We start from the raw sequence: 26,087 nt of genomic DNA, 5'->3' as shown, positions 1-26,087 counted from the left end.
TTGTGATGTAAACAGGGAGAGCCAGCAAGTGTGGCTCTCCCTCTTCTTAATTCTCCCCCTTTTTAGGAACAGGATAGAGGAGTCCGATATGAATACCTGGAAGGGAACTCGCAAGGGCCTAACGATTTTTTTCTTTCTCTTTCCAACCATGTTGGGGATCCTGGTGTTCAATGTATATCCCATTGTTTTGAACACCTATATTTCATTTACCAATCGGAATAAATTCCGCCCAAAACCGGACTGTGAAGTGTTCCTTACCGGTCTCCTCGATCCTCTGTGCTGGCCGCAATTTCGACAAAATGCTCAAGGGGGACTGGGGCAGCCATATCGTTTAGCGGAACCGTTGTTCGCCAACTATCAGGCACTGTTGGGTAAACTCTTTTCGGCTGAAGCTTTGATTGCGCTGGGTAAAATTTTACTGGCTTTCACCCCGCTGATTGGAGCGGTATATGTTAACCGCAGACTAGATCGAGAGATCGAGAGGCCGATCTCATCAGGAGGGGTGTGGCTGATTGCCATTGCGCTGGTCATTGGACTGGGCGTGTTGTTATCTATTCGGGCTGCATTCAATCAGCTGATGACGACCGGTCCATTTATTATCGTTGTCTTACGCACGATTCTATTTGTTGCCATTCGGGTGCCGTTGACGTTCGTTTTTGGATTGACGCTGGCGTTGATTTTGAATGATCCCAGACTGAAAGGTAAGACATTTTTCAGGGTGGCTTTGTTTGTACCCTGGGGAGCTTCCTCGGTCGCCATCCTGATGGCGTTGGTTTGGCAATTTTTCTTCCGCCAGCAGGGTACGATTAATCAATTGCTCTCTCAAATTGGAATCCAGGGCCCAATCTGGCTGCAAAATCCGGTCAGCGCTTTTGGTGTGGTGGTTCTGGCGGACCTGTGGTTTTCCTACCCCTTCTTTATGGTGGCGATTCTTGGCGCGCTCCAATCCATTCCGGTTGAATTGTATGAAGCTGCCGAGGTGGATGGGGCGAACTGGTGGGTGCAATTGCAGCGCATCACCTTGCCGTTAATTCGTCCGGCGGTTCTGCCTGCCACCGTGTTGACTTCGATCACGGCTTTTCAAATGTTTGGTACCGCCTATGCAATCACCGCTGGCGGTCCTCTTGCAGGTGCGGATACACCGGGGGCAACCGAGTTTGTGATGGTATATGCCTACCGTCAGATTTATCAGCTACAAAATTATGGGCGGGCTACCGCATTTGCCGTGCTGATCTTCATTATGCTTTTCCTGGCTACCCTGTACAGCCTGCGAATTACCCGCATCACGAAAGGAGCGTATGAATCATGATTAAGAGAACCCCCGTTGGCGTTCGTGTTTTACAATATACCTTTTTAGTGATTGCGGTGATATTTGCGCTCTACCCGGTTTGGTTTGCCCTTTTGGCTTCGGGTCGCTCGGGAGGTCGGTTGTATACACTCAGCCTGCCGGGAATGTTCTTCCCGGTGGATTGGAGTTTTGAAAACTACCGCTTTATGCTTTTCGAAAGACCCTACCTGACCTGGATCACCAACAGTTTCAAGGTGGCCAGCATCACCACAATTTTCAGTCTGGTGGTGTGCACATCGGCGGCATTTGCTTTATCGCGTTTTCGCTTCAAGGGGCGCGAATTTTTCCTCATCTTTTTGCTGGCGATCTCCACGTTCCCGGGCATCCTTTCACTGGTTGCCATTGCGCAGGTGTTGACGGCAGTTGGTCTGTTTGGCAAACATCTGGGTCTGATTCTGGCCTTCACATCGGCAACCCTGGTTTTTTGTACGTGGAATCTCAAGGGTTACTTTGACACCATACCGATTGATCTGGAGGAGGCTGCCCAAATTGATGGCACGACTCCCGTGCAGGCCTTCTTCCTGATTGCCCTGCCGTTAGCTCGCCCTGCTTTGGCGGTAACTGCCATTCTGGCCTTCATGACCGGCTGGGGTGACTTTATCTTTTCCTCAGTGCTGGTACCGGCACCGGATACGGTTAAACTGGCTGTACCGGCGTTATATTCACTGGCAAACAGTGTTTCGGTGCCGTGGGGTCAATTTGCTGCCGGCGCGGTCATCGTGGTTATCCCGACGGTGCTGGTTTATCTGGCTTTGAACCGTTACTTTGAAGCCGGATTAACAGTTGGCGGAGTAAAAGGATAAACCAATTTCAAAAAAGGTAAGCGGGTGGACGATTTTATTTTTGGCACTTTAGCAACCGAACAGTTAAAGAGAGAGCGGGTATATGGAATTCGGGCGGGAATCAGCCATAATTTTCGGCGATTACCGCTGGATCCGTTACCCGCTCAACCGGTAAGACTTATTTTATCCGTTGGGCCGGAATACCCTGTGCGGCGTGGTTGGGTATACTGGACAACCGATGGAAGTGACCCGCAGGGCTCTCAGGGCAGAGCCTTGAACGGATTTGCCGCTCCTCTGTTTTTTACTCATACGGAATGGGATACCATCCTGTGGGGCTACCTCAGTTATTATGAAGCGGTCTTGCCGGGTTTTCCAACCGGCAGTCTGGTGCGTTATCAATTTGGTTTTGAGATGGCAGATGGGGGTGAGAAACTTTCGGATCAGGGTCAGATTTTTGGGTTTTATGTGGATGACGATCCGCTCCCGGTCTGGACGAAAGACGCGGTGGTGTATGAGATATTCGTGGATCGCTTTTCGCCGGGAAAGAAACAACCATGGCCCAATCCATCTTCTTTGAGTGATTTTTATGGGGGTACGCTGCGAGGGATTACCGAACAACTGGATTATCTGGTTGATTTGGGCGTCAATGTGCTCTGGCTGACGCCTGTTTTTCCCAGCCCAAGCCACCACGGCTATGATGCCACCGATTTTTTTGAGATTGAACCTCGCCTGGGCAGTAAAAAGGACTTCAAAGAATTGCTCGATGAAGCCCACCGGAGGGGCATTCGGGTGTTGATGGATTTTGTTCCCAATCATATCTCTAACATGCACCCCTATTTTCAGCAGGCTGTTTCTGACCCTGCCAGTCCTTATCGCCAGTGGTTCAACTTTCGTCGTTATCCCGATGACTACGAGACCTTTTTTGGGGTGACAAGCCTGCCAAAATTGAATTTGCGCCACCCGGCAGCGCGTCAATATGTGCTGGATGCCGCCAGATACTGGCTGGAATTTGGTGTGGACGGCTTTCGGGTAGATTACGCCATTGGACCGGCTGCGGATTTTTGGGCAGAGTTCCGCAAGGTTACCCGGCAAGCCAAAGCCGATTGCTGGACATTTGGAGAAATTGTGGATCCTTCTGATGTCCAACTGACTTTTGCCGGTCAACTGGACGGAGCGTTGGATTTTATTCTGCTGGAGGGTTTGCGTCAGTCGCTGGCGTTTGGACGCTGGGATGGGGTAAAACTGGCTTCTTTTCTGGAACGACACCATGCGTATTTCCCGCAAGATTTTTCGCGCCCTTCGTTTCTGGATAATCATGACATGAATCGCTTCCTTTGGGCAGCAGGAAACGACCAGCGTCGTCTCAAGCTGGCGGCACTCCTGCAGTTCAGTCTTGTGGGTCCACCGGTAATCTACTACGGTACAGAGGCTGGGTTATCGCAGCAGCGGGATGTACGTCAGAACGGACGCGGCATACCGGAGGAATCCCGGTCGCCCATGTTGTGGGGAGAGGAGCAGGACAAAGACTTGCTGAAGTTTTATGGTCAGTTGATTCGGGTTAGGAAACAATTTGCTGCTCTCCGCAGAGGAACCTGCAAGGTGCAGGATTGCAACGAGGCCATCCTTGTTTTGGAGAGAGAATTCGAGGAAGAACGGCTTACAACCGTGATCAATCTTTCTGCTACCCGGCAGACACAATGGCTAATAGGTCACTGGATCATGCAGGTAGAAACGGGGAGCGGCTGTGAGGTGATCCTTGAAGGGCAAACCAGCAAGGTTACAATTCCGGCGTTGAGTGGCGCTATTCTTTCAAGATTGCAATGATTTCAATTCAACTCAAACGGATTTTTGTATTTTTGATTGTCCTCTTTCTCATCAGTTCCTGTGCTGGCTTATCAGACAGGGCAGCCGAGAGTGCAATCACCCCGCTTCCCTTGCAATCGAACCAAACACCTACCGATAAGGTGCTGGAAGAGGTGGATTGGTGGAAAACGGCGGTTTTCTATCAGATTTTTGTTCGTAGTTTTTACGACTCGGATGGGGATGGGATTGGCGATTTTCGAGGATTGGTTCAGAAACTGGACTATTTGAATGATGGCAATCCGAAAACAGAGAATGATTTAGGAATTAACGCGTTGTGGTTGATGCCTATTCATCCATCGCCGTCTTATCATGGCTATGATGTTACAGATTATTATCAGGTTAACCCTGACTATGGCACTTTGGATGATTTCAAGGATTTGATAGATGCGGCTCACCAGCGCGGAATGCGTGTGATTATTGATCTGGTGATCAATCATACCTCAACCCGGCACCCGTGGTTCCAACAGGCTCTGGACCCGCAATCACCCTATCACGACTATTACATCTGGCAGGATGAAAATCCAGGTTACACTGGCCCAGAAGGACAAAAGGTTTGGCACCGCGCTGCCAATGGCAAATATTACTATGCCCTTTTCTGGGATCAAATGCCGGACTTGAATCTGGAAAACCCGGCTGTAACGCAGGAAATTTATCAAATTGCCCGCTTCTGGCTGGAAGAGGCGGGCGTGGACGGTTTCCGCATTGATGCTGCCAAGCACCTCATTGAAGAGGGTAACGATCAGGAGAATACCGACTCGACCCATCAATGGTTTGCGGATTTCTACAGGTATTACAAGTCTATCAATCCGCAGGCAATAACGGTGGGAGAGGTATGGTCAAACAGTTTTGAGGCGGTGCGCTATCTTCGCAATCAAGAGATGGATGTGGTGTTCAATTTTGATCTGGCGCGTTCAATTTTGAGTAATGTCAACAATCGGAATGCCACTTCGCTTAACAATACGCTGACTTTTGAAACGCGGTTATTCCCACCGGGCAGTATGGGTATTTTTTTGAGCAATCATGATCAAGACCGGGTCATGACTGTTCTCATGCAGGATGAAAGCAAAGCCCGCATTGCTGCTGCAGTATACCTGACCAGCCCGGGTGTGCCATTTGTTTACTACGGTGAAGAAATTGGTCTTACGGGACAGGGAGATCATCGGAATATTCGAACTCCCATGCACTGGTCGGCAGAATCAAAGGCGGGATTTACCAGCGGCACGCCGTGGCTGTTCCCAAAGCCCGATTATGCCGAGAAAAATGTTCAGAATCAATTGCAAGATTCAAGTTCGCTGCTGCGCTTTTATATGAACCTGCTGCGCATCCGTTCGCAGTCCGAAGGGCTACAAAGCGGGCAGTTTTATCCAGTCGCCTGTTCTTCAGCTGCCGTTTTATCCTACGCGCGCGTTACCCAGAATGAACAGGTACTGGTGATTTTGAATTTGAGCAATCAACCTCAAGAGAAGGTAACCTTTCGCACATTGGAAGGACTGCTCCCCGGCAGGTACCGCTTGCAGCCGTTGACAGGTAAAATCGTGGAGGTGGTCGTGTCGGTACAGCAAGATGGGAGTTTGCAAGAGTTTGAATTTCCGGATACCGTTCCGGTGGGTGATGTATTGATTTATCAATTTGAGAAACTACCGGAAAATTAAACTACCTCTTCAAAATAGGGGTAGCAAACAGTCATGTTAGCAAAATTACTCAACTTTCCCTTACGTGCCTTGCCCAAGTGGTGGAAGCGCTGGCATACGATTGCGCTGATTGTGGCGCTTTCTGGATTGATTCATGCCTGGGCAGTCTGGCAATTACCCCTGGATGCAGATGAGCCGGTCTATATGCGGGCGGGCAGGGATTATGCTCAACTGATTCGGCAGGGGGATTGGACAGAAATCATCAACTATGATCAAAACAAAGAGCATCCCCCGCTGGTCAAGTTGATGTACAGCCTGCCATTTTTGATCAAGGGAGAAAATGTCAATCCGGATTTTGAGTTTTACTTCAATCGCTCCACCAGTGCGTTTTTTGGGGTGTTACAGGTCTTCATCCTTGCCCTTTTTGACCCTCTGGCTGCATTTCTGTTGACCTTCCATTCTTATACCATCAAGTACACCAGTCAAGTTTATCTGGAAGCCTTTCCCCTTTTTGCTTCCCTGTTAGCCGTTTTACTGCTTCGGAAATCCCTGGAAGACGAAGCCCAAAAAGCCTCCTATGGATTTTTTTGGATTGCGGCAGCGGCAATGGGAGCAGCAATTGCGGGAAAATATCCATATGGATTGATGCTCATTCCCGTTATTTTCCTGCTTTGGCAATTTCGAAAGAAGGTCAATATTCAGCAAATGATGGTTTGGATGGGGGTTGTTTTGGTAACCTTCTTCATTCTAAATCCATACTTCTGGAATGAGCCATTCCGCAGGATATTGGAGGTTGTTTCCTTTCATCAGGCTTATACCGAAGGGGGGGATGTCACACGCGCCGGTTACCCATGGTGGCAGCCGGTCATCTGGGTGGCGACTGCCTTGCCGTGGCATCCACGCGTTTTCTTTTTCCTCACATTGGATGAATTTATCTTTTGGGCCGGGGCGGTTGGGCTTTACTTTTACGGCCGTAAAGAACCGTGGTTGCCGGGGTGGTTCCTTGTACAGTTTATCATCTTGTTGATCTACCCGACCAAGTGGCCGCAATATTCCTTGATCGTTATTCCGGCGCTTTGTTTAAGTGCATCTGGATTTTTGAGGTGGGGATATACCTGGATTCTCGAGAAAGAAAGTTATTGGGATTATCTGGAGGAAATGTTCCCAAAACCGCCAAGAGTGTTCTGGTGGTTGATTATCGGCTTTACGGGATTGATTGTCATTGGGAAAGTTACTTACGAATATGATCAGGCTTTGCTGCGGCGGGGTTGGCAGCATTTGATGGCGCAAACTGCGCCATTGCCTTCCAATACGATTTATGATTTATATCTGCGATCGAATGGGGATATGATGATTGCCACTGCTCAAGGCGCTGCGCTATGGCATGTTACGCAAGGGTCGCCCTGGGGGGAGGATAGCCGGGTTTACAACCGCCAAAATTCAGGCATTCTTGATGAAAGTGTGCGGGTAGTTTACGAAGATCAGAGGGGAAATCTGTGGTTTGGCAGCGATAGGGGTGTAAGTTGCCTGTGCGAGGATCGGTGGGTACAAATTTCAGAAGATGCGTTTGGGGTAGAAGAAGTTCGCGTGCGCGCGCTGGTTGAAGATGGAGAGGGAAATTTGTGGGTGGGGAGTCTGAGCGGCTTATATCGCTGGGATGGACAGCAATTATCTTCGTATAGTCCATTAGTTGGTGGCCTTGCTGACCTGCGGATATTTGCACTTGCATTTCAATCCGACCATGGCCAGGAATTTTTGTGGCTTGGCACACAAAAGGGCGTTTCACGCCTGGAGGTTTCAACACAAGCACTTGAAAGTTGGGATTTTTCTGCCCGCGATTTGAGTTGGGGCGGAGTATCCGACCTGATCGTAGATGCCCAAAATCGGGTTTGGATTTCTACGATTGGGGGTGGCGTGGCACGTTGGGAAGGCGAAGAATGGCTCTTTTACCGTTTAGGCAGCTCTGGATTGCCTACCAGCGTGGTGAATAGCATTATCGAGCAGCCGGGCAACGGGTTTTGGATTGGACACGGCTTCCCGACCGAACCGGGCGGATTGATCAGCCGCTTTGACGGCAACGATCAATGGATTGTTTATCGAGACAATAATTCTGGTTTTAATGGAGGCGAACCCTTGACATTCGCCTTTGATCCAATGGGAAGACTCTGGATTGGAACTGCATTGAGCGGTTTGCAAATTTATGATCCCGCTCTGGCAAAACGATAAATTGAATTGGAAGGAGTATAAGAAGATGAAAACAGCTCACCGTTTGATTTTGATTGCTCTGGTACTGGTTTTGGCAGTTTCAGCATGCCAGACCCAAACCGTGACCCCGGTTGTGCCAACCGAACCGGTGATTGTCAATACAACTGAACCGATGAAGCCAACCCCAACGCCGGTATTGGAGCCGGCTGTTGAGGATGTGCTTTACCTCAATTTGATGTGGCATCAGCACCAGCCTCTCTATTACAAGGATGAAAACGGGGTTTATACCCGCCCCTGGGTACGGGTTCATGCCACAAAAGATTACTATGATATGGCGTATCTGGTTTCCCAATATCCCAATGTACATGTCACCTTCAATCTCACACCGGTATTGTTGCGTCAGCTGGAGGATTTCGTCAACAATGGTGCCAAGGATTTGTACTGGGTGAAAACGGAGAAACCGGCAAGCCAGTTAACCGATGAGGATAAACTTTTTATTCTGCAGCGTTTCTTTGATGCCAATTGGGATAAATTGATCGGGCGTTACCCGCGCTACAAAGAATTATTAGAAAAACGCGGCGGTACGGATGCCGAAGCCATTCAAAATGCCTTAAATACTTTCACAGAACAGGATTTCCGCGATCTGCAGATCTGGTGGAATCTGGTGTGGTTTGACCCGATGTTCCTAAATCAACCCCCGCTGAAAGAATTGGTTGAAAAAGGTCAAAACTTCAGTGAAGAGGATAAAGACATTCTCTTTCAGGAAGTGCGGCGGGTGATGGCGGAAATCGTCCCGCTGCATCGGCAGTTGCAGGAGGCCGGGCAGATTGAGGTTACCACCACCCCTTACGCTCACCCTATTTTACCCTTGCTCATTGATACCAATATACAGGCCAAAGGTAACCCTGGCTCGGATTTACCGCAAAAGTTCTCCTACCCGCAGGATGCGCTTACCCACCTGCAACGCAGCGTTACTTTGTACCAATCGAATTTCGGTCAATCCCCGCGCGGATTGTGGCCGGGTGAGGGGGCAGTGGCGCAGATTATGGTGCCATTTGTTTTGCGGGCCGGTTATTCATGGATGGCAACCGGTGAACCCGTGCTGGCTAAGTCGCTGGGATTGGAAGCTTTTACCCGCGATAGTAAGGAAACGGTCAATCAGCCGGATGATCTTTATCGCCCATACTATGTGACCAATCAATCTGGTGATAAATTGGCCGTGTTCTTCCGTGATGGGGTTCTTTCGGACAAAATTGGATTTACTTATTCGGGTGTTTCTGGTACGGCTGCTGCAAAGGACTTGATTCAACGCCTTGAAAATATCCGTGCCAAATTGAAAGAACAAAATGCTGAAGGTCCTCACGTTGTTTCAATCATTTTGGATGGAGAGAACGCCTGGGAATACTATGAAAATGACGGCATTGAATTCCTGAGCACTTTTTACCAGCTGCTTTCTGAAAGTGAAACCATCCGCACGATTACACCGAGCGAGTACATCCAGAAGTTCCCCGACCAGCAGCTGATACAAGACCTGTTCCCGGGGGCATGGTTCAGCCCGAATTACGATACCTGGATTGGCGAGGCAGAGGAAAATACAGCCTGGGAATATCTGCGGCAGACCAGGGAAGTGCTGGCGAAGTACGATATTTCGAAAGTACGCCGGGCGCCGGCAGAGAAGATTGAAACCGCACTAGATTACATGCTGTTGGCGGAGGGTTCGGACTGGTTTTGGTGGTACGGAGCCGATCAGGATTCAGGTCAGGATGAGTACTTTGATCGAGGTTTCCGCGAACTGCTGCGTAAAGTGTTTGAAACCTTAGGTGAACCGGTACCGACCTTTGTGGATGTCCCCATCATTCAAGCCCGCCCGGTCAGCGCCGAAACACCATTACAAGGGATTTCTTCACCGCTCGTTGACGGCAGCATTGGCGCTGAGGAGTGGGACAAGGCGGCTTATTACCCGGCTGCTGAAAGCAGTCAACTGGCAGGTTTTGCCTATGCTTTGGATGCAAATAATCTTTACCTGCGAGTTGATGCTGCCAGCGGCGGCGCAATGGCGCGGGTGTTGGAAACGCCGGTGGTGATCTACCTTCAGGACCGACGCATGAAAACCAGTTATCCGTACACTCTGGCGGAGCAGCCTGGTCTATTAGGAATGGCTGCCAGTTATGCTCTGGTCTGGAATGGTGGTCGTGACCTGACCCTTTTCAAGGCCGGTAAGGAAGGTTGGGAAGAAGGTGAAGCGATTGGAGCGGCGGCCTCAAACGCTGGTGTATTGGAACTTTCCGTACCCCTTGCTCTGCTGGGTGAATTTGAAACCGGAGATGAATACCGCTTCTTTATTGGTATTGGGACGGATCAGGCCTTGTTTCCGCAGAAAGGACCAGCCCAGTTCGTGATTCCGGATTTGGGGCTTTCAACCGTTTTATTTGAAGTTGAAGACCCTGAAGGAGATGATTACGGACCCGGTACCTACACATATCCAACGGATGCGGTCTTTCAGAACAAAGCCTTTGATCTTAAATCCTTCCGGGTTTCTTATGATGATAATAATCTGATTTTCCGAATCGGTTTTTACGGCCCCATCCCGAATCCGTGGGGTTCTCCAAATGGTTTAGCAATTCAAACCATTGATATCTACATTGATCAAGACCCGGGAAGTGGAACGGGAGCGCGTTTGTTGTTGCCCGGACGGAACGCAGCTCTGTCCAGCGGTAACGGCTGGGATTATGCGCTGTGGTTGGAAGGATGGACTCCCCAGGTCTTGGTTCCAAAGAGCGATACACTTGAGCCAGTTCAAGCCAGCGAAATCAACATGAAAATTCTGGTTGATCCGGCTGCCCGCACCGTTACGGTGCGCGTGCCGCGTACCTCATTTGGAAACGGTGACCCCTCAACATGGGGCTTTGCAGTTGCCGTGCTGGGACAGGAAGGTTATCCATCAGCCGGAGTCTGGAGAGTGCGGGATGTAGAGCAGAAATCAGCTCAGTGGCGGTTTGGTGGTGCACCGGCTGACGGTCGGCGCAATCACACCCGCATCATTGACCTGATCTGGCCGGCGGAAAGCCAGACCAGTCAGGAAGTGATGTTGGGCAGTACTTATTTACCCAGTCAGGCAGACCCCGGCACTCTATCTGCAAATGACTTCGCACAGATTGAGCTGCTCAAACCGTAAAGGTTCTGCGTAAAAACCTGATTTTCCTGCAAGGGCTTTGAGCGACCAAAGCCCTTGCAGATTTGTCGGTTACTTTGAAGAGAACAACACGTCAATCTCCATACGGCTAGATACCAGGATGGTATATACTGGTTTTTATCCTTGAAACATCTTTCACGGAGTAATCTGAAGCAAAGATGAGCGATCCTGCAAAATCTCCAATCCATTTTATAAAACCACGCGACGAGGTTGAAGTTCACCTGCCGGATGGCAGGGTGTTGCAGGGGAAACGCAATACCCCTGTGGGTGAATTTCTGAAGGCATTACCAGAATGGGATAATCCTCTGATTGTCGGAGCAATTGTCAATCATGAATTGCGGGAATTGACCTACCCGATTACTATCGAATCGAAGGTTATCCCGCTCACGATGGCCAGTGCAGACGGTGCGCGCATCTATCGGCGTTCACTCACCTTTCTGCTGGAAGCAGCCTTTGAGGAACTTTTCCCGGACGCAGTTTTAACGGTGGATCATTCGGTCACTTCTGGTGGTTATTACTGTCAGGTAGGAGGAAGAGATCCGCTCAGCGAGGGGGAATTAAAGCGTTTGGAATCCCGAATGCGGGAATTGGTGGAACAAGATTTGCCATTTGAGCGTTTGACCGTGCCGCTCAAAGAGGCCGTTCAATATTTTGAAACCAAAGGGCATCAGGATAAAGTCCGTTTATTAAGATACCGGCATCGCGAGACCCTGGTTCTGTATCAACTGGGTTCCCACCGCGATTATCATCACGGCTACATGGTTCCCTCAACCGGGTACCTGCGCTGGTTTGGTCTTAAAGCAATGGATGAAGGTTTTATCCTACAATATCCCCGCCGTCATGCGCCGAGAGAATTGCTGCCTTTGCCGGATTTTTCAATCCTCCTGAAGACCTTTAAACAATACGGAGCATGGTTGGCTCATCTTGGAATTGACAGCGTGGGCGCTTTGAATGATGCAATTTCTGCTGATCGCATCCGCGAGATTATCCTGGTTTCCGAAGCACTGCATGAACAGAAAATTGCCGAAATTGCCCGGGAAATTGTCCGACGCGCCAATCAAACCCGCATTATTCTGATTGCCGGTCCATCCTCCTCGGGAAAGACAACCTTTGCCAAACGGCTCTCTGTCCAATTGTTGGCGTACGGTTTATCACCGTTCGCCTTAGAAATGGATAATTACTTTGTGGATCGAGAGTTGACACCGCGCGACGCAAATGGGGATTACGATTTTGAAGCCCTGGAAGCACTGGATGTTCGCCGGTTGGAAAAAGACCTGACCAGGTTGATACAAGGAGAAGAAGTTCAATTACCTCGCTTTGATTTTCGCGAGGGTAAAAGTCATCCAGGGGAAATTGTCCGGCTGGAGAAAGACCAGCTGGTTATTTTAGAAGGAATTCACGGTTTGAATCCGCGCCTTTTACCCAATGTCCCAACCGGGCAGACTTTCCGTATTTATGTTTCATGTCTAACCCAATTGAATCTGGATCGTCATAATCGAATTTCTACAACCGATACACGCTTATTGCGAAGGATTGTCCGGGATGCGCGAGAACGGGGTTATTCTGCTCTTGAGACCATCGGACGCTGGGAATCGGTGCGCAGGGGGGAGAAGAATCACATTTTTCCTTTTCAAGAAAATGCGGATGAAATTTTCAACTCTGCACTGGTTTATGAGCTATCGGCGCTCAAGCGGCTGGTTGAACCTCTGCTCAGACAGGTCCCTTATGGCACAGCGGAGTATATTGAAGCAAAACGATTGCTGGCATTTATCGAGTGGTTCCTGCCGCTGGATATGGACTTGATTCCAGACAATTCAATTTTAAGGGAGTTTATTGGGGGTTCTATTTTGCGGGACTTCAAAATCTGGCGAAAGACGGGATGAGGTTTGCTTCAGTTGTGCCTGAATCAAAAACGAGCCTGCGCGAAGGCTCGTTTTTGATTCAGGTTGTGATGAGCTGCTCAGGAAATTAAATGCCCCGAAAAACTTTTTGGTTGGCGCAAATTTCTTCTTTGAGCATTTTACCCAGGCGAGCGATTCCCTCGTTGATTTTTTCAGGAGTCGGGTAAGAGAAATTCAGGCGCATAGTGTTTTTACCACCGCCATTGGGGTGGAAGCTTTCACCGGGGACATAGGCCACCTTGTTTTTTACGGCAGCCGGGAAAAGTTCAGTGGCATCGCACTGCTCGGGTAAGCGCAGCCAGAGGAACAATCCGCCTTGCGGGTGAGTCCAGGTTACACCTTCGGGCATGTGTTCTTCGAGGGCTTCCAGCATGACGTCCCGGCGTTCCTTATAAACCTGACAGATTTTCTTGACATGTTGATCTAGAAAACCGTGGCGGCCAACTTCGTAGGCCACAACCTGATTGAATGTGGCGGTGTGCAAATCGGTGCCCTGTTTTGCCAGCACCAGCTTGCGAATGACCTCCGGAGGAGCAATGATCCATGCCAGACGAATTCCGGGTGCAAGGATTTTTGAGAACGTACTCAGGTAAATCACATTGCCGGTGTAATGACCGTTCTGAACCCGAGTGCGGGCATCAATCACCTCAACAGCGGGCAGATGCTTACCTTCAAAACGCAATTGACCATATGGGTCATCCTCGACAATCGGCACGCCGTAACGGTCCGCCATTTCGACCAGTTGTTCGCGTCGTTCCTGTGATATGGTAACCCCCATCGGATTCTGGAAGTTTGGGAGTACGTAGATGAATTTGGGACCTGCTCTTAACGCGCCTTCAATGTCTTCAGTGACCATACCGTCATCATCGGTCCGCACGGTAACATATTCTGCACCATAAGTATTCCATGCCTGCAATGCACCGAGGTAGGTGGGTGACTCGACCAAAATTCTGTCGCCGCGATTGATGAAAACCTTGCCGATCAGGTCTAATGCCTGTTGAGAGCCGGAGGTGATCATCACATTCTCGGGGGAAATTTGGATACCGTAACGAGTAGTGTGGCGGGCAATCATTTCTCGCAGGGGCAGGTAACCCTCGGTTGAACCGTACTGCAGGGCAAAATCCCCCTGCTCTTTGAGAACCCGAATACAGGCTTCTTTGAACTCTTCAATGGGGAACACCTCTGGGGCGGGAAGACCGCCAGCAAATGAAATTACATCGGGCTGTTCAGTAAGTTTGAGCAACTCTCGGATGGCTGAAGCCTTTATGCGTTGCATTCGCTGGGCATAGCGGTGATCCCAAAGGGTCTGCATATTTTCACTCTCCTTTTTGATGGGTTGGAATGGGCAGGTAGGTTTTGGTTGATTTCCTGATAAAAATCACAAGGTGTACTGGAAAATCCGGTACACCTTGTGAGCGACACTATTTCGGGAAGCGGCTGATAATTACAGCCGCGCTGGGAAGCAACACCCGATCTCCGGTTTTTAACTCGGCAGGCGGTTTTCCGGCGCTGGTGGGAGCAGATTGGTAAATAAACAATGGGGTACCCTCTTCGGAGGATTTGATTTCCACCAAAGCCTGGCCGGTCAGAAATCCTTCCGAATCGATGGCGCAGCTGGTGACTACACCAATGGTGCGGCCTTTGCGGTCAATCACCGGATCACCAAGGTGAGCCATGCGCACACCTTTTTCCGTGAAGCGGAAGCGTATCACCACGCTGTTGCGGGTTTTCTCGCGTTCCAGAAAAGCCTCGCGGCCAATAAACCACGGTTTATAAGTTTTGACATAACTGCCAAAACCGGCCTCGGCTACGCCCAAGTTTAACTGACCGCCCATCTCGTGTCCGTAAAGGGGTAAACCAGCCTCGGTACGCAATGAATCGCGAGCGCCTAACCCGCAGGGTTTTAAGCCGAGGGGTTTTCCGGCTTCCAGTAAGGCTTGCCAGAGCTGAACAGCCTGATCTGGATGTACGAATAGTTCAAATGCCATCTTTTCACCGGTGTAGCCAGTGCGTGAAACAACGAGATCCATTCCGCCGACCACCGCTTCGCACAACTCTGTGCGTTTTAGTGCCATGATGCGGCGACGGGTTTCGGCATCGGTTCCAAGTGCCAGTAAAATCTCGCGCGATTTTGGCCCCTGCAAGGCAATGTCCACGCGCATATCCTGCCCCTCTTTAGGATCACGGAGATTGCGGAGGATGACGTTGCGGCCAAAGGCGCGTGCCCATGGGCGTTGGCGGTCCACCATGACTTCACCGTTGCGGACGGCGTTCAGCCATGCCCAGTCTTTATCATCATTGGCAGCATTGACCACGATCAGGTATTTTTGGGCGGAGCGGCGGTAAACCAGCAGGTCGTCAATTACATTGGCATTTGGATCCAGAAAATGCGTATAACAGGATTCGCCAACCTCCAGAGCCGAAATGTCGTTTCCGCATACTCCATCCAGGAACACACCGGCATCGGGGCCTTCAGCCTGATAAACGCCCATATGAGCAACATCAAATAACCCGGCAGCCTGGCGGGTTGCCAGATGTTCCTCAACTACCGATGTGTACCAGACCGGCATTTCCCAGCCGGCGAAAGGTATCAATTTGGCTCCTAATTGCTTATGCGCTTCGTAGAGCGGCGTTCGGCGGAGTTGGTCGGTTTCTTTGTCCTCCCATTGGAAAGCAGGCAAAGGGGTGCCCTGAGTTTCAGGCTTGATCCCAATGAAATACGGTTTCCGGCTGCCATCCTCAAATTCCAGGGCTGAGGTTATGGCACCTTCGGCATCTTCAGTCACATAGATTGGGCCGGGCGTGCGACGGAGCAGGTCCTCGTCAAATTTTACATAACCATCCGAGAGGTCTCGCAGCCATGTGGCTGCCAGCCCGGCTTTTTCAGCCGGCAGGCTGAAGCGGAAGTGTTCGGCGTCCACACAGGTAAGGATACCCTGTACTTCGCCGTGTGGCGTAATCAGGGAGGTGGCCTGGGATTGCCCCGTTTTCAAATCTTCACTATCTGCTGTAAAGACATAATTGATAAAGGTGCGGATACCACGCCCATTCAGTTTATAGGCTGTCCAACCCTGCTTATTTTCGGGTTGATCATCTATGAAGAAGAAGTGCGGATAGCCATGCTTGCTGGTTTCGAGATCCATACCTGCCTTTTCCGCTAAGGTGCGCACGCGGATTTTGGCATTTTCCAATACATCAAAATTGACCTTTGCCCGGATGGCATCCCCTTTGCGGGTTTCGAGTGAATAGGGATGAGTTGCCAAAAGGACATCGGCCATGATATCCGCAATTTCAACCATTTCAGTTTCTTTCAAACCACGCTGGGTAACCCATGGCGTACCATAGCGAATGCCTGAAGCATTCAGCGCAGTTTTGTCACCCGGAATGGTGTTGCGGTTAAGCACAATTCCGGCAATATCCAAAATTCTGGCAGCTAAATCACCGGAAAGAGGTGTACCGTCATTCCCCACAATTGTTTTACAGTCCACATTCCCTAAATGGGTATTGCTACCGCCATAGGGAATTCGCAATCCACGCTCCATCAGCCGTTGGGTGAGTGCCTGGCAGTTCTTAACAATCTGGTGTTGTAATTGGCGGAAGGAATCGGTTTGGGCAATTTTGAGCGCTGTTGCCAGTGCAGCAATAGCGTGCATGTGCGGCCCACCCTGTTCGCCGGGGAAGACAGCCCGATCAATTTTACGGGCCAGGCTGCTATCATGGGTCAGGATGACGGCACTGCGTGGTCCCATTAATGTTTTATGGGTAGTAAAGGTAACAATCTGAGCAATACCCACCGGTGAGGGAATTGCACCACCGGCAATCAAGCCGGCAATGTGGGATACATCGGCCAGTAAAATTGCCCCGACGGAATCTGCAATCGCTCGAAAGCGTGACCAATCCGGCACCCATGGATAGGATGAATAACCAGCAATGATAATTTTGGGTTTGTGTTCCAGAGCCAGGGCTTCTACTGCTTCGTAGTCAATCTGTTCGGTCTGCGGATTGACATTGTAATGAATGACATTGTAGAGTTTGCCGGAACGATTGACGGATGATCCGTGGGTAAGATGACCGCCGTGTAACAGGTTCATGCCCAGAATGGTGTCGCCGGGATTAAGCAGGGCATGATAGACTGCATTGTTGGCGGGTGCGCCGGAGAGGGGCTGGACATTCACAAACAATTGATCGGCAGGTGCCCGCGGGGTAGCAAATACTTCCGCACAGCGGCGGCGGGCGAGCGATTCAATTATATCGGCGTATTCAACGCCTTTGTAGTAACGAGGGTCGGAATAGCGTCGGTAGTGGGAAAGGCGAGCGGTATAATCAAGAATCTCATCCTCGCTCATCCAGCGAGTTTCTTCGTCGGGGTAGCCCTCGGCATACAAGTTCTGAAAAACGGAACCCAAGGCTTCCCGAACAGCCAGCGGGGCGGTGCTTTCACTGGGGATGAGGATTAGCTTGCGAAACTGGCGCTCCGTTTCAATTTGAATCAGGTCGAAAACGGCAGGATCAATATCCTTCAAAGCGCCACGAATCAAATAATCAGCCATTGACACTCTCCTCTTTTTCCGTTGATTAGATTGTTAAATTGCAGTGCAGTCGTGCCCTTTCGGTGCACCGCGTCCATGATTATTGTAGCCCGCAGGGATAGCCGGGTCAAGTCCATTTATCCTGAAGTGGGGTGAAAGTTGTAACCGATTATTGAGAATGGACGGGAACCTGCTCTTCCAGCCACTTCAGGATGACTTGAAAAACTTGTTCCTTATCCGGTTCGTTGTGTAATTCATGATAGCCCCCTTCCCATTCGATGTAGGTAACATATTTCCGGTTTTTTTCTGCCAGTTCACGCGATCCTTCTACAGCGGTTAACTGGTCAGCATTGCCATGTAGTAAGAGCACAGGAACTTGAATCTGTTCTCCATTTTCTCGAATCCACTCACCGGTTTCAATTAACTGAATAGCCAGCCGGGCTGAGATCCATGGGTGAACAAGGGGATCGCTTTTGTAAGCCTGTATGACTTTTGGGTCTTTGGAAAGTCCTTCCAGTTTCAAACCATTATTCAAGGCCGTAGAAGGCACCAGCCGGTTGAGAATTTTTCCAAACACAAGCATAACGCCGGGATCTGAAACAAGTTTGATGCCGGGCGAGGTCACAATGGCACCGGCAACGTTGGGAGCGCGCTTAAGCAAATAAGCCAGTACGATACTACCGCCCAAGGAATGTCCGTACAAAAAGATTGGAAGGTCGGGATAATTTTGCCTGCTGCGGCTCAGGAGTGTGTCTAACTCCTCAAAGAAACATTCATAGGAATCCACATGACCGCGTTTGCCGCCGGTCTGTCCGTGTCCGGCGTGGTCGGAGGCAATCACAGCATAACCGTGCTGGTTAAGCAGTTGGGCAACGTGTTGGTATCTGCCGCTGTGTTCACCCAAACCGTGAACAAGGATGATCACACCGCAAGGAGATTGATCTGGTTTCCATTCAATCCCATAATAAGTAATCTGATGGTCGCTGTTCCAGTTGAATTCAATTACAGTCATGGAATCCTCTGTTAAGGGGTTGGTGCTTTAATAGTTTATACCTTAGGCAACAATCCGACAAGTCAGTTGGTGGTAAAATCAGTCGAGCGCGTGGTGGTTAATTTCCCAAGTGAGGTGAATCCCGATGACAGATCCAAGATTAGAAAAATTAGCGGATATGCTGGTCAATTATTCGGTGGCTGTTCAGCCGAGTAACAAGGTTTGGATCCGTGGTGGGGTGATCGCTCAACCGTTATTGCTGGCAATTTATAAAAAAGTGTTGGAGGCGGGCGGATATCCCTATTTGACTCCTACCTTTCCCCAGGCAACCGAAATTTTTTACAAGACGGCTAACGAAGATCAATTGAAATTTATTGACCCGCCGCGCAAGTTGATGATTGAAACCTATGATTGTTCGATTAACATACTGGGAGATGAAAACACAAGAGCGTTGAGCAATGTGGACCCGCAGAAAATGGTGATTGCATCTCAGGCTCAGCAACCCATCTTCAAGACTTATCTCGAAAGGGCAGCACGCAAAGAATTCCGCTGGACTCTGGCTCAATTCCCAACCAATGCCCATGCACAGGATGCCGAAATGAGTTTGGAAGAGTACTCCGATTTTGTTTTTCATGCAATGATGCCGGACCAAAATGATCCGGTGGGGTACTGGAAGAAAGTATCAGCCCGTCAGCAAAAAATTGTGGAATGGTTGAAGGGCAAAGAGGAAGTGCGGGTGATTGGCAGAGAAACTGACTTGCGTTTGAAGATTAGTGGACGGCGATTTATCAACTGTGACTGCCATGAGAACGTGCCGGACGGCGAAGTGTTTACTGGTCCGGTAGAGAACAGTATTGAGGGGCAGGTTTATTTTTCTTATCCGGCAATTTATGGCGGACGAGAAGTCAGTGGGGTGCGATTGTGGTTTGAAAAAGGAAAAGTGGTCAAAGCAACCGCTGAAAAGAATGAGGAATTTTTGCTAAAAACGCTGGATACAGATGAAGGCGCGCGTTATGTGGGTGAGTTTGCGATTGGCACTAACGAAGGAATTACCCGTTTCTCGCGGAATATCTTATTTGATGAAAAGATTGGGGGTAGTTTTCATATGGCGCTGGGTGCCAGTTACCCGGAAACCGGCGGGCAAAATCAATCCGCCGTTCACTGGGATATGATCTGTGACTTGAGGGACGGAGGCGAGATTTGGGTAGATGATCAATTACTTTACAAAAATGGACAGTTTGTTATTCGGCTTGATGATTAAAAATCAACATGGATAATTCGGTTGAGAATTTTCCCGATACTTCTTCCAATGATCTTGGCCTGACTCACAATGGGGGCTGTCTTCAGACGGCTCTCTTTGTCTTCTTTCTCATCTGGTTGGGGGCAATCAGTCTGATTGCCCTGGTGGGAATTTGGCTGTTCGAAAACTTGTTGTTTGAGGGCTCGTTGGGGCTGCCCGATGGGCGTGGTTGGGCAGGAATGGGGTATCTCATTTTGGTTGCTTTGCCATTGGCGTTGCTGGCCTGGCTGCCGGGAATTCAACGCAGTTTCTATCGGGCGTTGTTTTTACCGACTGTTGCCGGGCTTTTAATGCTACCGGCGAGGTGGTTGTTCCTGACCGATTTTCAGACGGCTGCGTGGATAGTGATTGGCTCGTTGGGAATTGTGATCTGGATCGGTTTGAGAATTCTTTCCCGTTATCCTTCCACCGATTCGGATATTAAGACTCGTTTCCCATCCTTATTTGCAATTCTCTGGCTGATTATTGGCCTGGCATGGATTCCATATGTTTTATGGGGAGCCTTTGGCTCACTGCTGGACTTGATTTTGGGATTAACCATTGGGGCATTGTTGGGCTGGTTAATGGCTTTGTCATTAGATTTGTTTGTCGCCAAATCCCGCTCCGCTCATTCTACTGCTAATTTTCATACGCTTTTCATAAAGATCCTCTTTGTGGTTTCAGCGGGTTTGATTTTGAGTACTTGTCTGCCGTTGGTTGGATATCAATTCAGTTTGACTTTGCCTTTGATAATCAGTGCAATTGGGGCAGCAGTAATTCACTCTGTGATGGAAAACGCTGTTACTTCATTGCGCCGCGGGGGTGTGGCTTTGTATGTTGGGGCAGCCATCGCTCTTCCATTGATTTTCATTGATGGCGACGAGTTGATGCTGGTTATCACCTCGACAGCCGGTGAATTGATGGGGTTTGCGGTGAGGATGGCATTCCTGCATGGTATTCTGTTGTTGGCGGCTGGGATTGCTGGCGTTGTATTTATCCGAAAACTCAGGGCTCTGACGCTATCCAGCAATCGGGGTTATTTTGCGGCTGCTTTGATATGGGTGGTTGGTCTGGCGGTGTATATTATCCTCGGTCAACCCGGCTTTTACGGGGAGCAGCTGTTTGTCATCTTTCGAGAACAGATCAATTTTGATCAACAACCGCTGCCGTTGGATCCGATAGAACGACGAAAGATTGTTTACCAGATGCTGGTAGAAAATTCCGAAAGGACGCAGTCGGATATCCGAAATCAATTGGATCGTTTGAGGATTGACTACCGGGGGTATTATCTGGTCAATGCGATGGAAGTCAACGGTGGACCGCTGATTAAGTTTTGGCTGACCAGTCATCCTGCAGTGGAACGTGTCTTACCCAGTCCACACCTGCGTCCCTTGAGCCAACCTCTGCCAGCGGTTAAAGGCAATATTCAAGAGGTTCAACCCGATCAAGATTGGAATTTGAAGATGATCCGTGCGCCGGAAGTATGGAGTGAATTGGGGGCGCGCGGGGCTGGCATTGTGATCGGTTTGGCCGATTCGGGGGCGGATTGGAAACATCCCCAATTATATGATCAGTACCGCGGGAAGAACGGTGATCACAATTATCACTGGCTGGATGTCTGGTCCGGCAATCCTATCCCAACGGATACCAGCGGTCATGGCACTCACACGCTCGGTACCATTCTTGGGAAAGATGTGGGAGTTGCGCCAGATGCCGAGTGGATTGGCTGCGTTAACCTGGCGCGTAATTTAGGCAATCCTGCCGTTTATTTGGAGTGCTGGCAATTTTTGTTTGCGCCTTTTCCACAAGGTGGTAATCCATTCACGGATGGCAGACCGGAGTTAGGCGCTCACATTTTCAATAATTCGTGGGGCTGTCCAGAAGTGGAAGGCTGCGATGCGGCGGTGTTTTTACCGGCTGTGCGGGCGCTTGAAGCTGCGGGGGTCTTCGTAGTAGTTTCTGCCGGCAATTCCGGCTATTCCGGCTGCGGGAGTGTAGATGCACCGCCGGCAATATATGAGGAGGTGCTGACGGTTGGAGCGGTCAACCGAAATGGAGACCTTGCCGGTTTTAGCAGTATTGGGCCGGTAATTGTGGATGGTAGTCAACGGTTGAAGGCGGAGATTTTAGCTCCGGGCGAGGAAATTTTCTCTTCCTACCCTAATTCCAGTTACGAGATGGCAAGCGGTACCTCGATGGCTGGACCCCATCTTGCCGGAGTGGTGGCGTTGATGTGGTCGGCAAATCCGGCGTTAATCGGAAATGTGGATTTGACCCGCCACATCATCTTTGATACTGCCCAGCCCTATCAAGGGGTATTACCTGAATGTGTGAATGCGGTTACCCGTCCGGTGCAGGGAATTGGTTATGGAATTGTTGATGCCTTTGCAGCGGTTCGGCGCGCAAAAGAAGTTCGATAGATTCCAGACCATCGAATTTTTGTATAATAATATTTGGAAATAAAAAATGTTTAAAGGTTGGCGATGTTGGAGATTGAGGTTAATGGTCAATGGTGTAACCTCAATCGAGGTTTGGGGTTTATTTAATGCGCGTAAAAATTGGGCAGGGATGACACCGTGGAAGAATTAAGCGACACCGAAGTCATCAGCCTTGCATCGGAAGGCAGCCAGGAAGCCTTCAGCGTTCTTTACCAAAGGTACGTCAAACGTATTTATAACTACATCTACTACCGAACTGGCAGTGTGCATGATGCGGAAGATCTGACCGAAAAAGTCTTCTTTCGCGCCATGAATCACATCCATAATTATCGTAATCGTGGACTGCCGTTTTCGGCATGGCTGTATCGGATTGCTCACAATCTGGTGGCGAACTGGCACCGGGATAACAAACGGCGGAAAGAGGTGCCACTGGAGGACCACGCCTACACGATTCGACACGGTGGTGAACATCCGGAGAGTGCACTGGTCAAAGGGCAAGAGATTGAACATTTGATCAAAGTTTTACAAAAATTACCGGAAGACCGTCAGACGTTGATTATTTTGAAGTTTGTTGAGCGGCTATCGAACGAAGAAATTGCCCAAATTATGGGAAGGAGTGAAGGCGCTATCAAAAGTTTGTATCATCGCACGTTAATTGCCTTACGCGATGAATTGGATTTGCAAATTAAGGAGAGAGAAGAATGATTAAGATTGTAACGGATGGATCGGCGGATATGCCGGAAGGATGGGAAGAAAAATACGACATCAAGATCATCCCCCTGTCCATCGTTATGGGAGACCAGACCTATCTCCAATTCCGGGATGTCACCTCAAAAAATTTCTACCAGCTGGTCCGGGAGAAACGGTTCCCGCCAAAGACTTCTCTTCCGTCCCCCTATCAGATCATGGAATTTTATCGTTCCATAGCCCAAAAAGGGGAAGAGGTTCTTTCCATCCATCTGGCAAGTAAATTATCCGGTACTTTCGCTGCAGTCAAGCAGGCTGCGGATGAAATAGCCGGAGAAATCAAAGTATATCCCTTTGATTCAGGCGCAGGATCAGCGGCACTCGGTTTTATGTGCCGGGAAGCGCGCCTGCTCAGTCAAAAAGGTTGGGAGATACCGAAAATCATCCAACACCTTGAGGGTGTACGAGATCGTCTCACGGTCATTTTTACACTGGAAAATCTGGAATTTGCCTATCTGAGCGGACGTATCAACAAACTGCAAACAGCGTTGTCTTCTCTCTTACGCATCAATCCGATAATCGTGTTGCGGGAGGGGCTGCTGAATATGTCCGAAAAGGTTCGCACCCGCCAGCGAGCGCTGGATCGCGTTCTTGAGCAGGTTCAACAGCGGGTTGGAGATAAAATGGCAACGCTGGCAGTGGTTCATGCGGCTGCGCCCGAAGCGGCTCAGGCCATGGTCGAGAGGTTAAGAAAGGTTTTTCCGCAAATTCGCGAAATTGTGGTGACCGAATTGTCCATCCCGGTTGCTGCCCACCTCGGACCCGGGACCATTGGGATTGTGGCATACCCTGAGGACAGGGAAGAGGAGTGAGCATCATGCAGGCGCCTGTGGTTTTGGAAGGATTGGAAAGCGATTTGGCGTTGCTATTTAAGCCGGTTGACCCCAGTCCAGTATTTGTTGAATCGCTGGCAGTACGCTTGAAAAAACCCAGACAGGTTCAACTGGAAAAGGCGGGGAAAGCCCCCCTTCTGCTCATCATGGTTGGCAGCGGACTGCTGGTGGGTGTGTTGTTTTACCTGTTTTTGCGGGTAATTCGATTATTCTTTCAAAATGGATAGCGGTTTTAAACAACCCCGAGTTTCTCTTTGAGTTGCTGGACAGTTGGCTCAACTAAAATGCTACCGTCAGGGAAAACAATGGTTGGCACACTGCGGTTGCCGTTGTTGACCTGTTCAACAAAACGGCGACCTTCCATGTCTGTGTCAATATCAATATATTCATAAGGTATTTTCAATTCATCGAGGGCTGCACGCGCCCGGCGGGACGTATAACACCAGGATGTACCATAAAAACGAAGCGCTTGTGAAAAATTAGTCAATTTTGTCCTCCATCCATTGGTTTAATTCCTGAATAAATTGTCTGGCAGTATGCAATAAATCCACTGAAACTGGTAATTGATGTTGGGGGTTAACCCGCATGGTAAGCGTTTCAGCGTATCGGCGAATTGAATCGGGAAAATCTGCATTTTGGCTCACAATGAATAGGGCGTCCAATCCATTGATACGGCGGATATCTATCCCCGACCTCGCAAGGCAGGCCTGAGCAGCAAAACCCGCAGCCCGGCGGGCACAAACGCGTGTCATACCCTCATTATTTTGTAACCGGGCTTGTTCAGCCAATTCAAATTCCCGGTTGATTTGTGTGAGGATCTCACTGCTCAGCATTAAAGCAATTTTACCAGTAATTCATAAGCAGGTTGTTTAAATGGATAAATGCTTCCTGGCGGAATTGCAAAGAGCCGGGAAGCATTTTAACAGCGGGTTAATCTTTTAAGCCCAGCCCTGATTTTTAACGAAATCAGTAATGACCGGCAAGGTGATATATTCACCTTTATTGGCGCGAATCGCCAGCCAAATGACAATGCCCAGGGTCAAAATTGGGCCAATGCATCCGATAATGGGGATGAAAGCAAGAATGGTATTAAGGATGACCAACACAATTCCCAGCACCAAAGCCTGCATGTAATGAGCTTTGATGAATGGACGATTTTTCTTGTCTTCCATCAGCAGGATAATGATTGGGACGAGCGGGGTTAATAAATAGGATAAGAGCGCCCACAAGCGGTCATCACTGGTGATGCCATCCGGAGAAAAGGATACGTCAGACATGGGGTATTTACCTCCTTGGCGAAATGAATTGAAAATCAGAACATATTTATTGTATAACGGTTTTTGGATGAATAAAAGCCAAATTCTCAAGGAGTTTTTAATTTTGTGTTAAAATTTCCTTTCATGATAGAACACCGCATCGTTTTCATGGGTTCACCCGAGTTTGCCATTCCTTCTCTAAAAGCGCTTGCGCGGTATTATCAGGTAGTGGGGGTTGTCACTCAGCCTGATCGGCCGTCGGGGCGGGGTCGAACCCTAACTCCACCGCCGGTTAAGGTCGTTGCCCAGGAATTGGGAATAGAAACCATTCAGCCGAACCGCTTGAAGGAAGCCGGGGTTTGGGAGAAGTTGGTGGAATGGGCGCCGGATGTGATTGTTGTGGCAGCCTTTGGGCAAATTTTGCGGCAAAATGTACTGGATTTACCCCGGTTTGGATGTATCAATGTGCATGCCTCCTTACTGCCGCGTTGGCGCGGGGCTGCACCCATACAGGCCGCAATATTGCATGGCGATAAGGTCAGTGGTGTTTCTATAATGAAAATGGATGCCGGCATTGACACCGGGCCTGTTTTGTCGCAACGCAGCATACCCATAGAAGCGGATGATGATGCAGCCAGTCTTGGCAATAAACTGGCGATTGCCGGGTCAGAATTGCTGCTTGAAACAATTCCAGATTATCTGCGTGGTGAAATTATTCCCCAAGTTCAGGATGAATCTCAGGCAACCTATGCGCCAATGTTAAAAAAAGAAGAGGGAGGACTGGACTTTGCTCAACCAGCGGAGTACCTTGAGCGGAAAATCCGGGCATTTTTCCCGTGGCCAGGTGCTTATTTGGTTTGGGAGGGAAATTTTTTGAAAGTCAAGCGTGCTTCTGTTCTTCAGCAGAGTGTCTTGCCGCAGGGTAAAAGATCGGTTGTAGATGGCCTGCCTGCTGTTGGCACGTCAGAGGGAGTTTTGTTGCTGCGTGAGGTTCAACCGGCCGGCAAGAAATGGATGAACGGCGAGGAATTTTTGCGTGGCGCACGGCAGTGGCGTGAAGTGTAAGGTCAATTTCCGATTAATGGGTGGAA

Annotated in this window: 19 protein-coding genes and 1 pseudogene; 13 read left to right on the top strand and 7 right to left on the bottom strand. The window is 49.5% G+C overall.

Features of this window, described 5'->3' with window-relative positions; all coding sequences use genetic code 11:
• Positions 1 to 88 precede the first annotated feature (88 nt).
• From ACWIZX_RS03410 to ACWIZX_RS03380, 7 genes are all read left to right on the top strand, one after another.
• Positions 89 to 1,309 (top strand): carbohydrate ABC transporter permease, encoded by a 1,221-nt coding sequence (locus ACWIZX_RS03410; protein WP_322794202.1) that lies wholly within the window; start codon positions 89 to 91, stop codon positions 1,307 to 1,309.
• Entirely contained in the window at positions 1,306 to 2,151 is an 846-nt protein-coding gene (locus ACWIZX_RS03405; RefSeq protein ID WP_322794201.1) for a sugar ABC transporter permease, read from the top strand. The genes ACWIZX_RS03410 and ACWIZX_RS03405 overlap by 4 nt, the downstream gene beginning before the upstream one ends.
• 24 nt (positions 2,152 to 2,175) lie before the next feature.
• On the top strand, positions 2,176 to 3,954 hold the full coding sequence (locus tag ACWIZX_RS03400; protein WP_448334807.1) for a glycoside hydrolase family 13 protein: 1,779 nt from the start codon (positions 2,176 to 2,178) through the stop codon (positions 3,952 to 3,954).
• Positions 3,951 to 5,645: an alpha-amylase family glycosyl hydrolase gene (locus ACWIZX_RS03395; protein WP_322794199.1), complete on the top strand. Its 1,695-nt coding sequence runs from the start codon at positions 3,951 to 3,953 to the stop codon at positions 5,643 to 5,645. The genes ACWIZX_RS03400 and ACWIZX_RS03395 overlap by 4 nt, the downstream gene beginning before the upstream one ends.
• Positions 5,646 to 5,678: 33 nt before the next feature.
• Entirely contained in the window at positions 5,679 to 7,850 is a 2,172-nt protein-coding gene (locus ACWIZX_RS03390) for a two-component regulator propeller domain-containing protein (RefSeq protein WP_448334806.1), read from the top strand.
• Positions 7,851 to 7,875: 25 nt separating this feature from the next.
• The gene (locus tag ACWIZX_RS03385; RefSeq protein WP_448334805.1) at positions 7,876 to 11,004 is read left to right on the top strand and encodes a glucodextranase DOMON-like domain-containing protein; all 3,129 of its coding nucleotides are present in this window, start codon (positions 7,876 to 7,878) and stop codon (positions 11,002 to 11,004) included.
• 176 nt (positions 11,005 to 11,180) lie between these two features.
• Complete coding sequence (locus tag ACWIZX_RS03380) at positions 11,181 to 12,905, top strand: nucleoside kinase (RefSeq protein WP_322794196.1); 1,725 nt, start codon at positions 11,181 to 11,183, stop codon at positions 12,903 to 12,905.
• A gap of 85 nt (positions 12,906 to 12,990) precedes the next feature.
• On the opposite strand, the gene ACWIZX_RS03375 is transcribed toward ACWIZX_RS03380, so the two are convergent.
• The 4 genes and pseudogenes from ACWIZX_RS03375 to ACWIZX_RS03360 all read right to left on the bottom strand — a co-directional run bounded on the left by ACWIZX_RS03375 (position 12,991) and on the right by ACWIZX_RS03360 (position 18,464).
• Positions 12,991 to 14,235: an aminotransferase-like domain-containing protein gene (locus tag ACWIZX_RS03375; RefSeq protein WP_322791633.1), complete on the bottom strand. Its 1,245-nt coding sequence runs from the start codon at positions 14,233 to 14,235 to the stop codon at positions 12,991 to 12,993.
• A gap of 109 nt (positions 14,236 to 14,344) precedes the next feature.
• On the bottom strand, positions 14,345 to 16,066 hold the full coding sequence (gcvT, locus tag ACWIZX_RS03370; RefSeq protein WP_448334809.1) for a glycine cleavage system aminomethyltransferase GcvT: 1,722 nt from the start codon (positions 16,064 to 16,066) through the stop codon (positions 14,345 to 14,347).
• Positions 16,067 to 16,072: 6 nt separating this feature from the next.
• Positions 16,073 to 17,473: pseudogene (locus tag ACWIZX_RS03365) on the bottom strand (serine hydroxymethyltransferase); the annotation flags it as partial.
• Positions 17,474 to 17,621: 148 nt separating this feature from the next.
• Positions 17,622 to 18,464: an alpha/beta hydrolase gene (locus ACWIZX_RS03360; RefSeq protein WP_448334804.1), complete on the bottom strand. Its 843-nt coding sequence runs from the start codon at positions 18,462 to 18,464 to the stop codon at positions 17,622 to 17,624.
• 124 nt (positions 18,465 to 18,588) lie between these two features.
• Between ACWIZX_RS03360 and ACWIZX_RS03355 the strand changes: the two genes are divergently transcribed.
• The 5 genes from ACWIZX_RS03355 (at position 18,589) to ACWIZX_RS03335 (ending at position 23,967) form a co-directional block, all read left to right on the top strand.
• Complete coding sequence (locus ACWIZX_RS03355) at positions 18,589 to 19,704, top strand: aminopeptidase (RefSeq protein WP_448334803.1); 1,116 nt, start codon at positions 18,589 to 18,591, stop codon at positions 19,702 to 19,704.
• 8 nt (positions 19,705 to 19,712) lie between these two features.
• A complete protein-coding gene (locus ACWIZX_RS03350) occupies positions 19,713 to 22,142 on the top strand; it encodes a S8 family serine peptidase (protein WP_448334802.1) in 2,430 nt (809 codons plus the stop codon).
• A gap of 156 nt (positions 22,143 to 22,298) precedes the next feature.
• Positions 22,299 to 22,865, top strand: a complete 567-nt coding sequence (locus ACWIZX_RS03345; protein WP_322791628.1) for an RNA polymerase sigma factor — start codon at positions 22,299 to 22,301, stop codon at positions 22,863 to 22,865.
• Complete coding sequence (locus ACWIZX_RS03340; RefSeq protein ID WP_322791627.1) at positions 22,862 to 23,719, top strand: DegV family protein; 858 nt, start codon at positions 22,862 to 22,864, stop codon at positions 23,717 to 23,719. Before ACWIZX_RS03345 ends, ACWIZX_RS03340 begins: the two co-directional genes overlap by 4 nt.
• A 5-nt stretch (positions 23,720 to 23,724) precedes the next feature.
• Positions 23,725 to 23,967, top strand: a complete 243-nt coding sequence (locus ACWIZX_RS03335) for a hypothetical protein (RefSeq protein ID WP_322791626.1) — start codon at positions 23,725 to 23,727, stop codon at positions 23,965 to 23,967.
• 5 nt (positions 23,968 to 23,972) lie between these two features.
• On the opposite strand, the gene ACWIZX_RS03330 is transcribed toward ACWIZX_RS03335, so the two are convergent.
• The 3 genes from ACWIZX_RS03330 to ACWIZX_RS03320 all read right to left on the bottom strand — a co-directional run bounded on the left by ACWIZX_RS03330 (position 23,973) and on the right by ACWIZX_RS03320 (position 25,017).
• Positions 23,973 to 24,227, bottom strand: a complete 255-nt coding sequence (locus ACWIZX_RS03330) for a glutaredoxin domain-containing protein (protein WP_322791625.1) — start codon at positions 24,225 to 24,227, stop codon at positions 23,973 to 23,975.
• Positions 24,220 to 24,492 carry a hypothetical protein gene (locus ACWIZX_RS03325; protein ID WP_322791624.1) on the bottom strand — a complete coding sequence of 91 codons (273 nt, stop codon included), beginning with the start codon at positions 24,490 to 24,492 and terminating at the stop codon, positions 24,220 to 24,222. Before ACWIZX_RS03325 ends, ACWIZX_RS03330 begins: the two co-directional genes overlap by 8 nt.
• Before the next feature lie 186 nt (positions 24,493 to 24,678).
• Positions 24,679 to 25,017, bottom strand: coding sequence for a DUF4870 domain-containing protein (locus ACWIZX_RS03320; protein ID WP_322791623.1), 339 nt, complete (start codon positions 25,015 to 25,017; stop codon positions 24,679 to 24,681).
• A gap of 123 nt (positions 25,018 to 25,140) precedes the next feature.
• On the opposite strand from ACWIZX_RS03320, the gene fmt reads away from it, so the two are divergent.
• Positions 25,141 to 26,061: a methionyl-tRNA formyltransferase gene (gene fmt / locus ACWIZX_RS03315; RefSeq protein WP_448334808.1), complete on the top strand. Its 921-nt coding sequence runs from the start codon at positions 25,141 to 25,143 to the stop codon at positions 26,059 to 26,061.
• Positions 26,062 to 26,087: the final 26 nt, after the last annotated feature.

It is taken from the genome of Bellilinea sp. (genome assembly GCF_053501535.1).
This window is presented reverse-complemented; position numbering and strand designations above follow the sequence as displayed.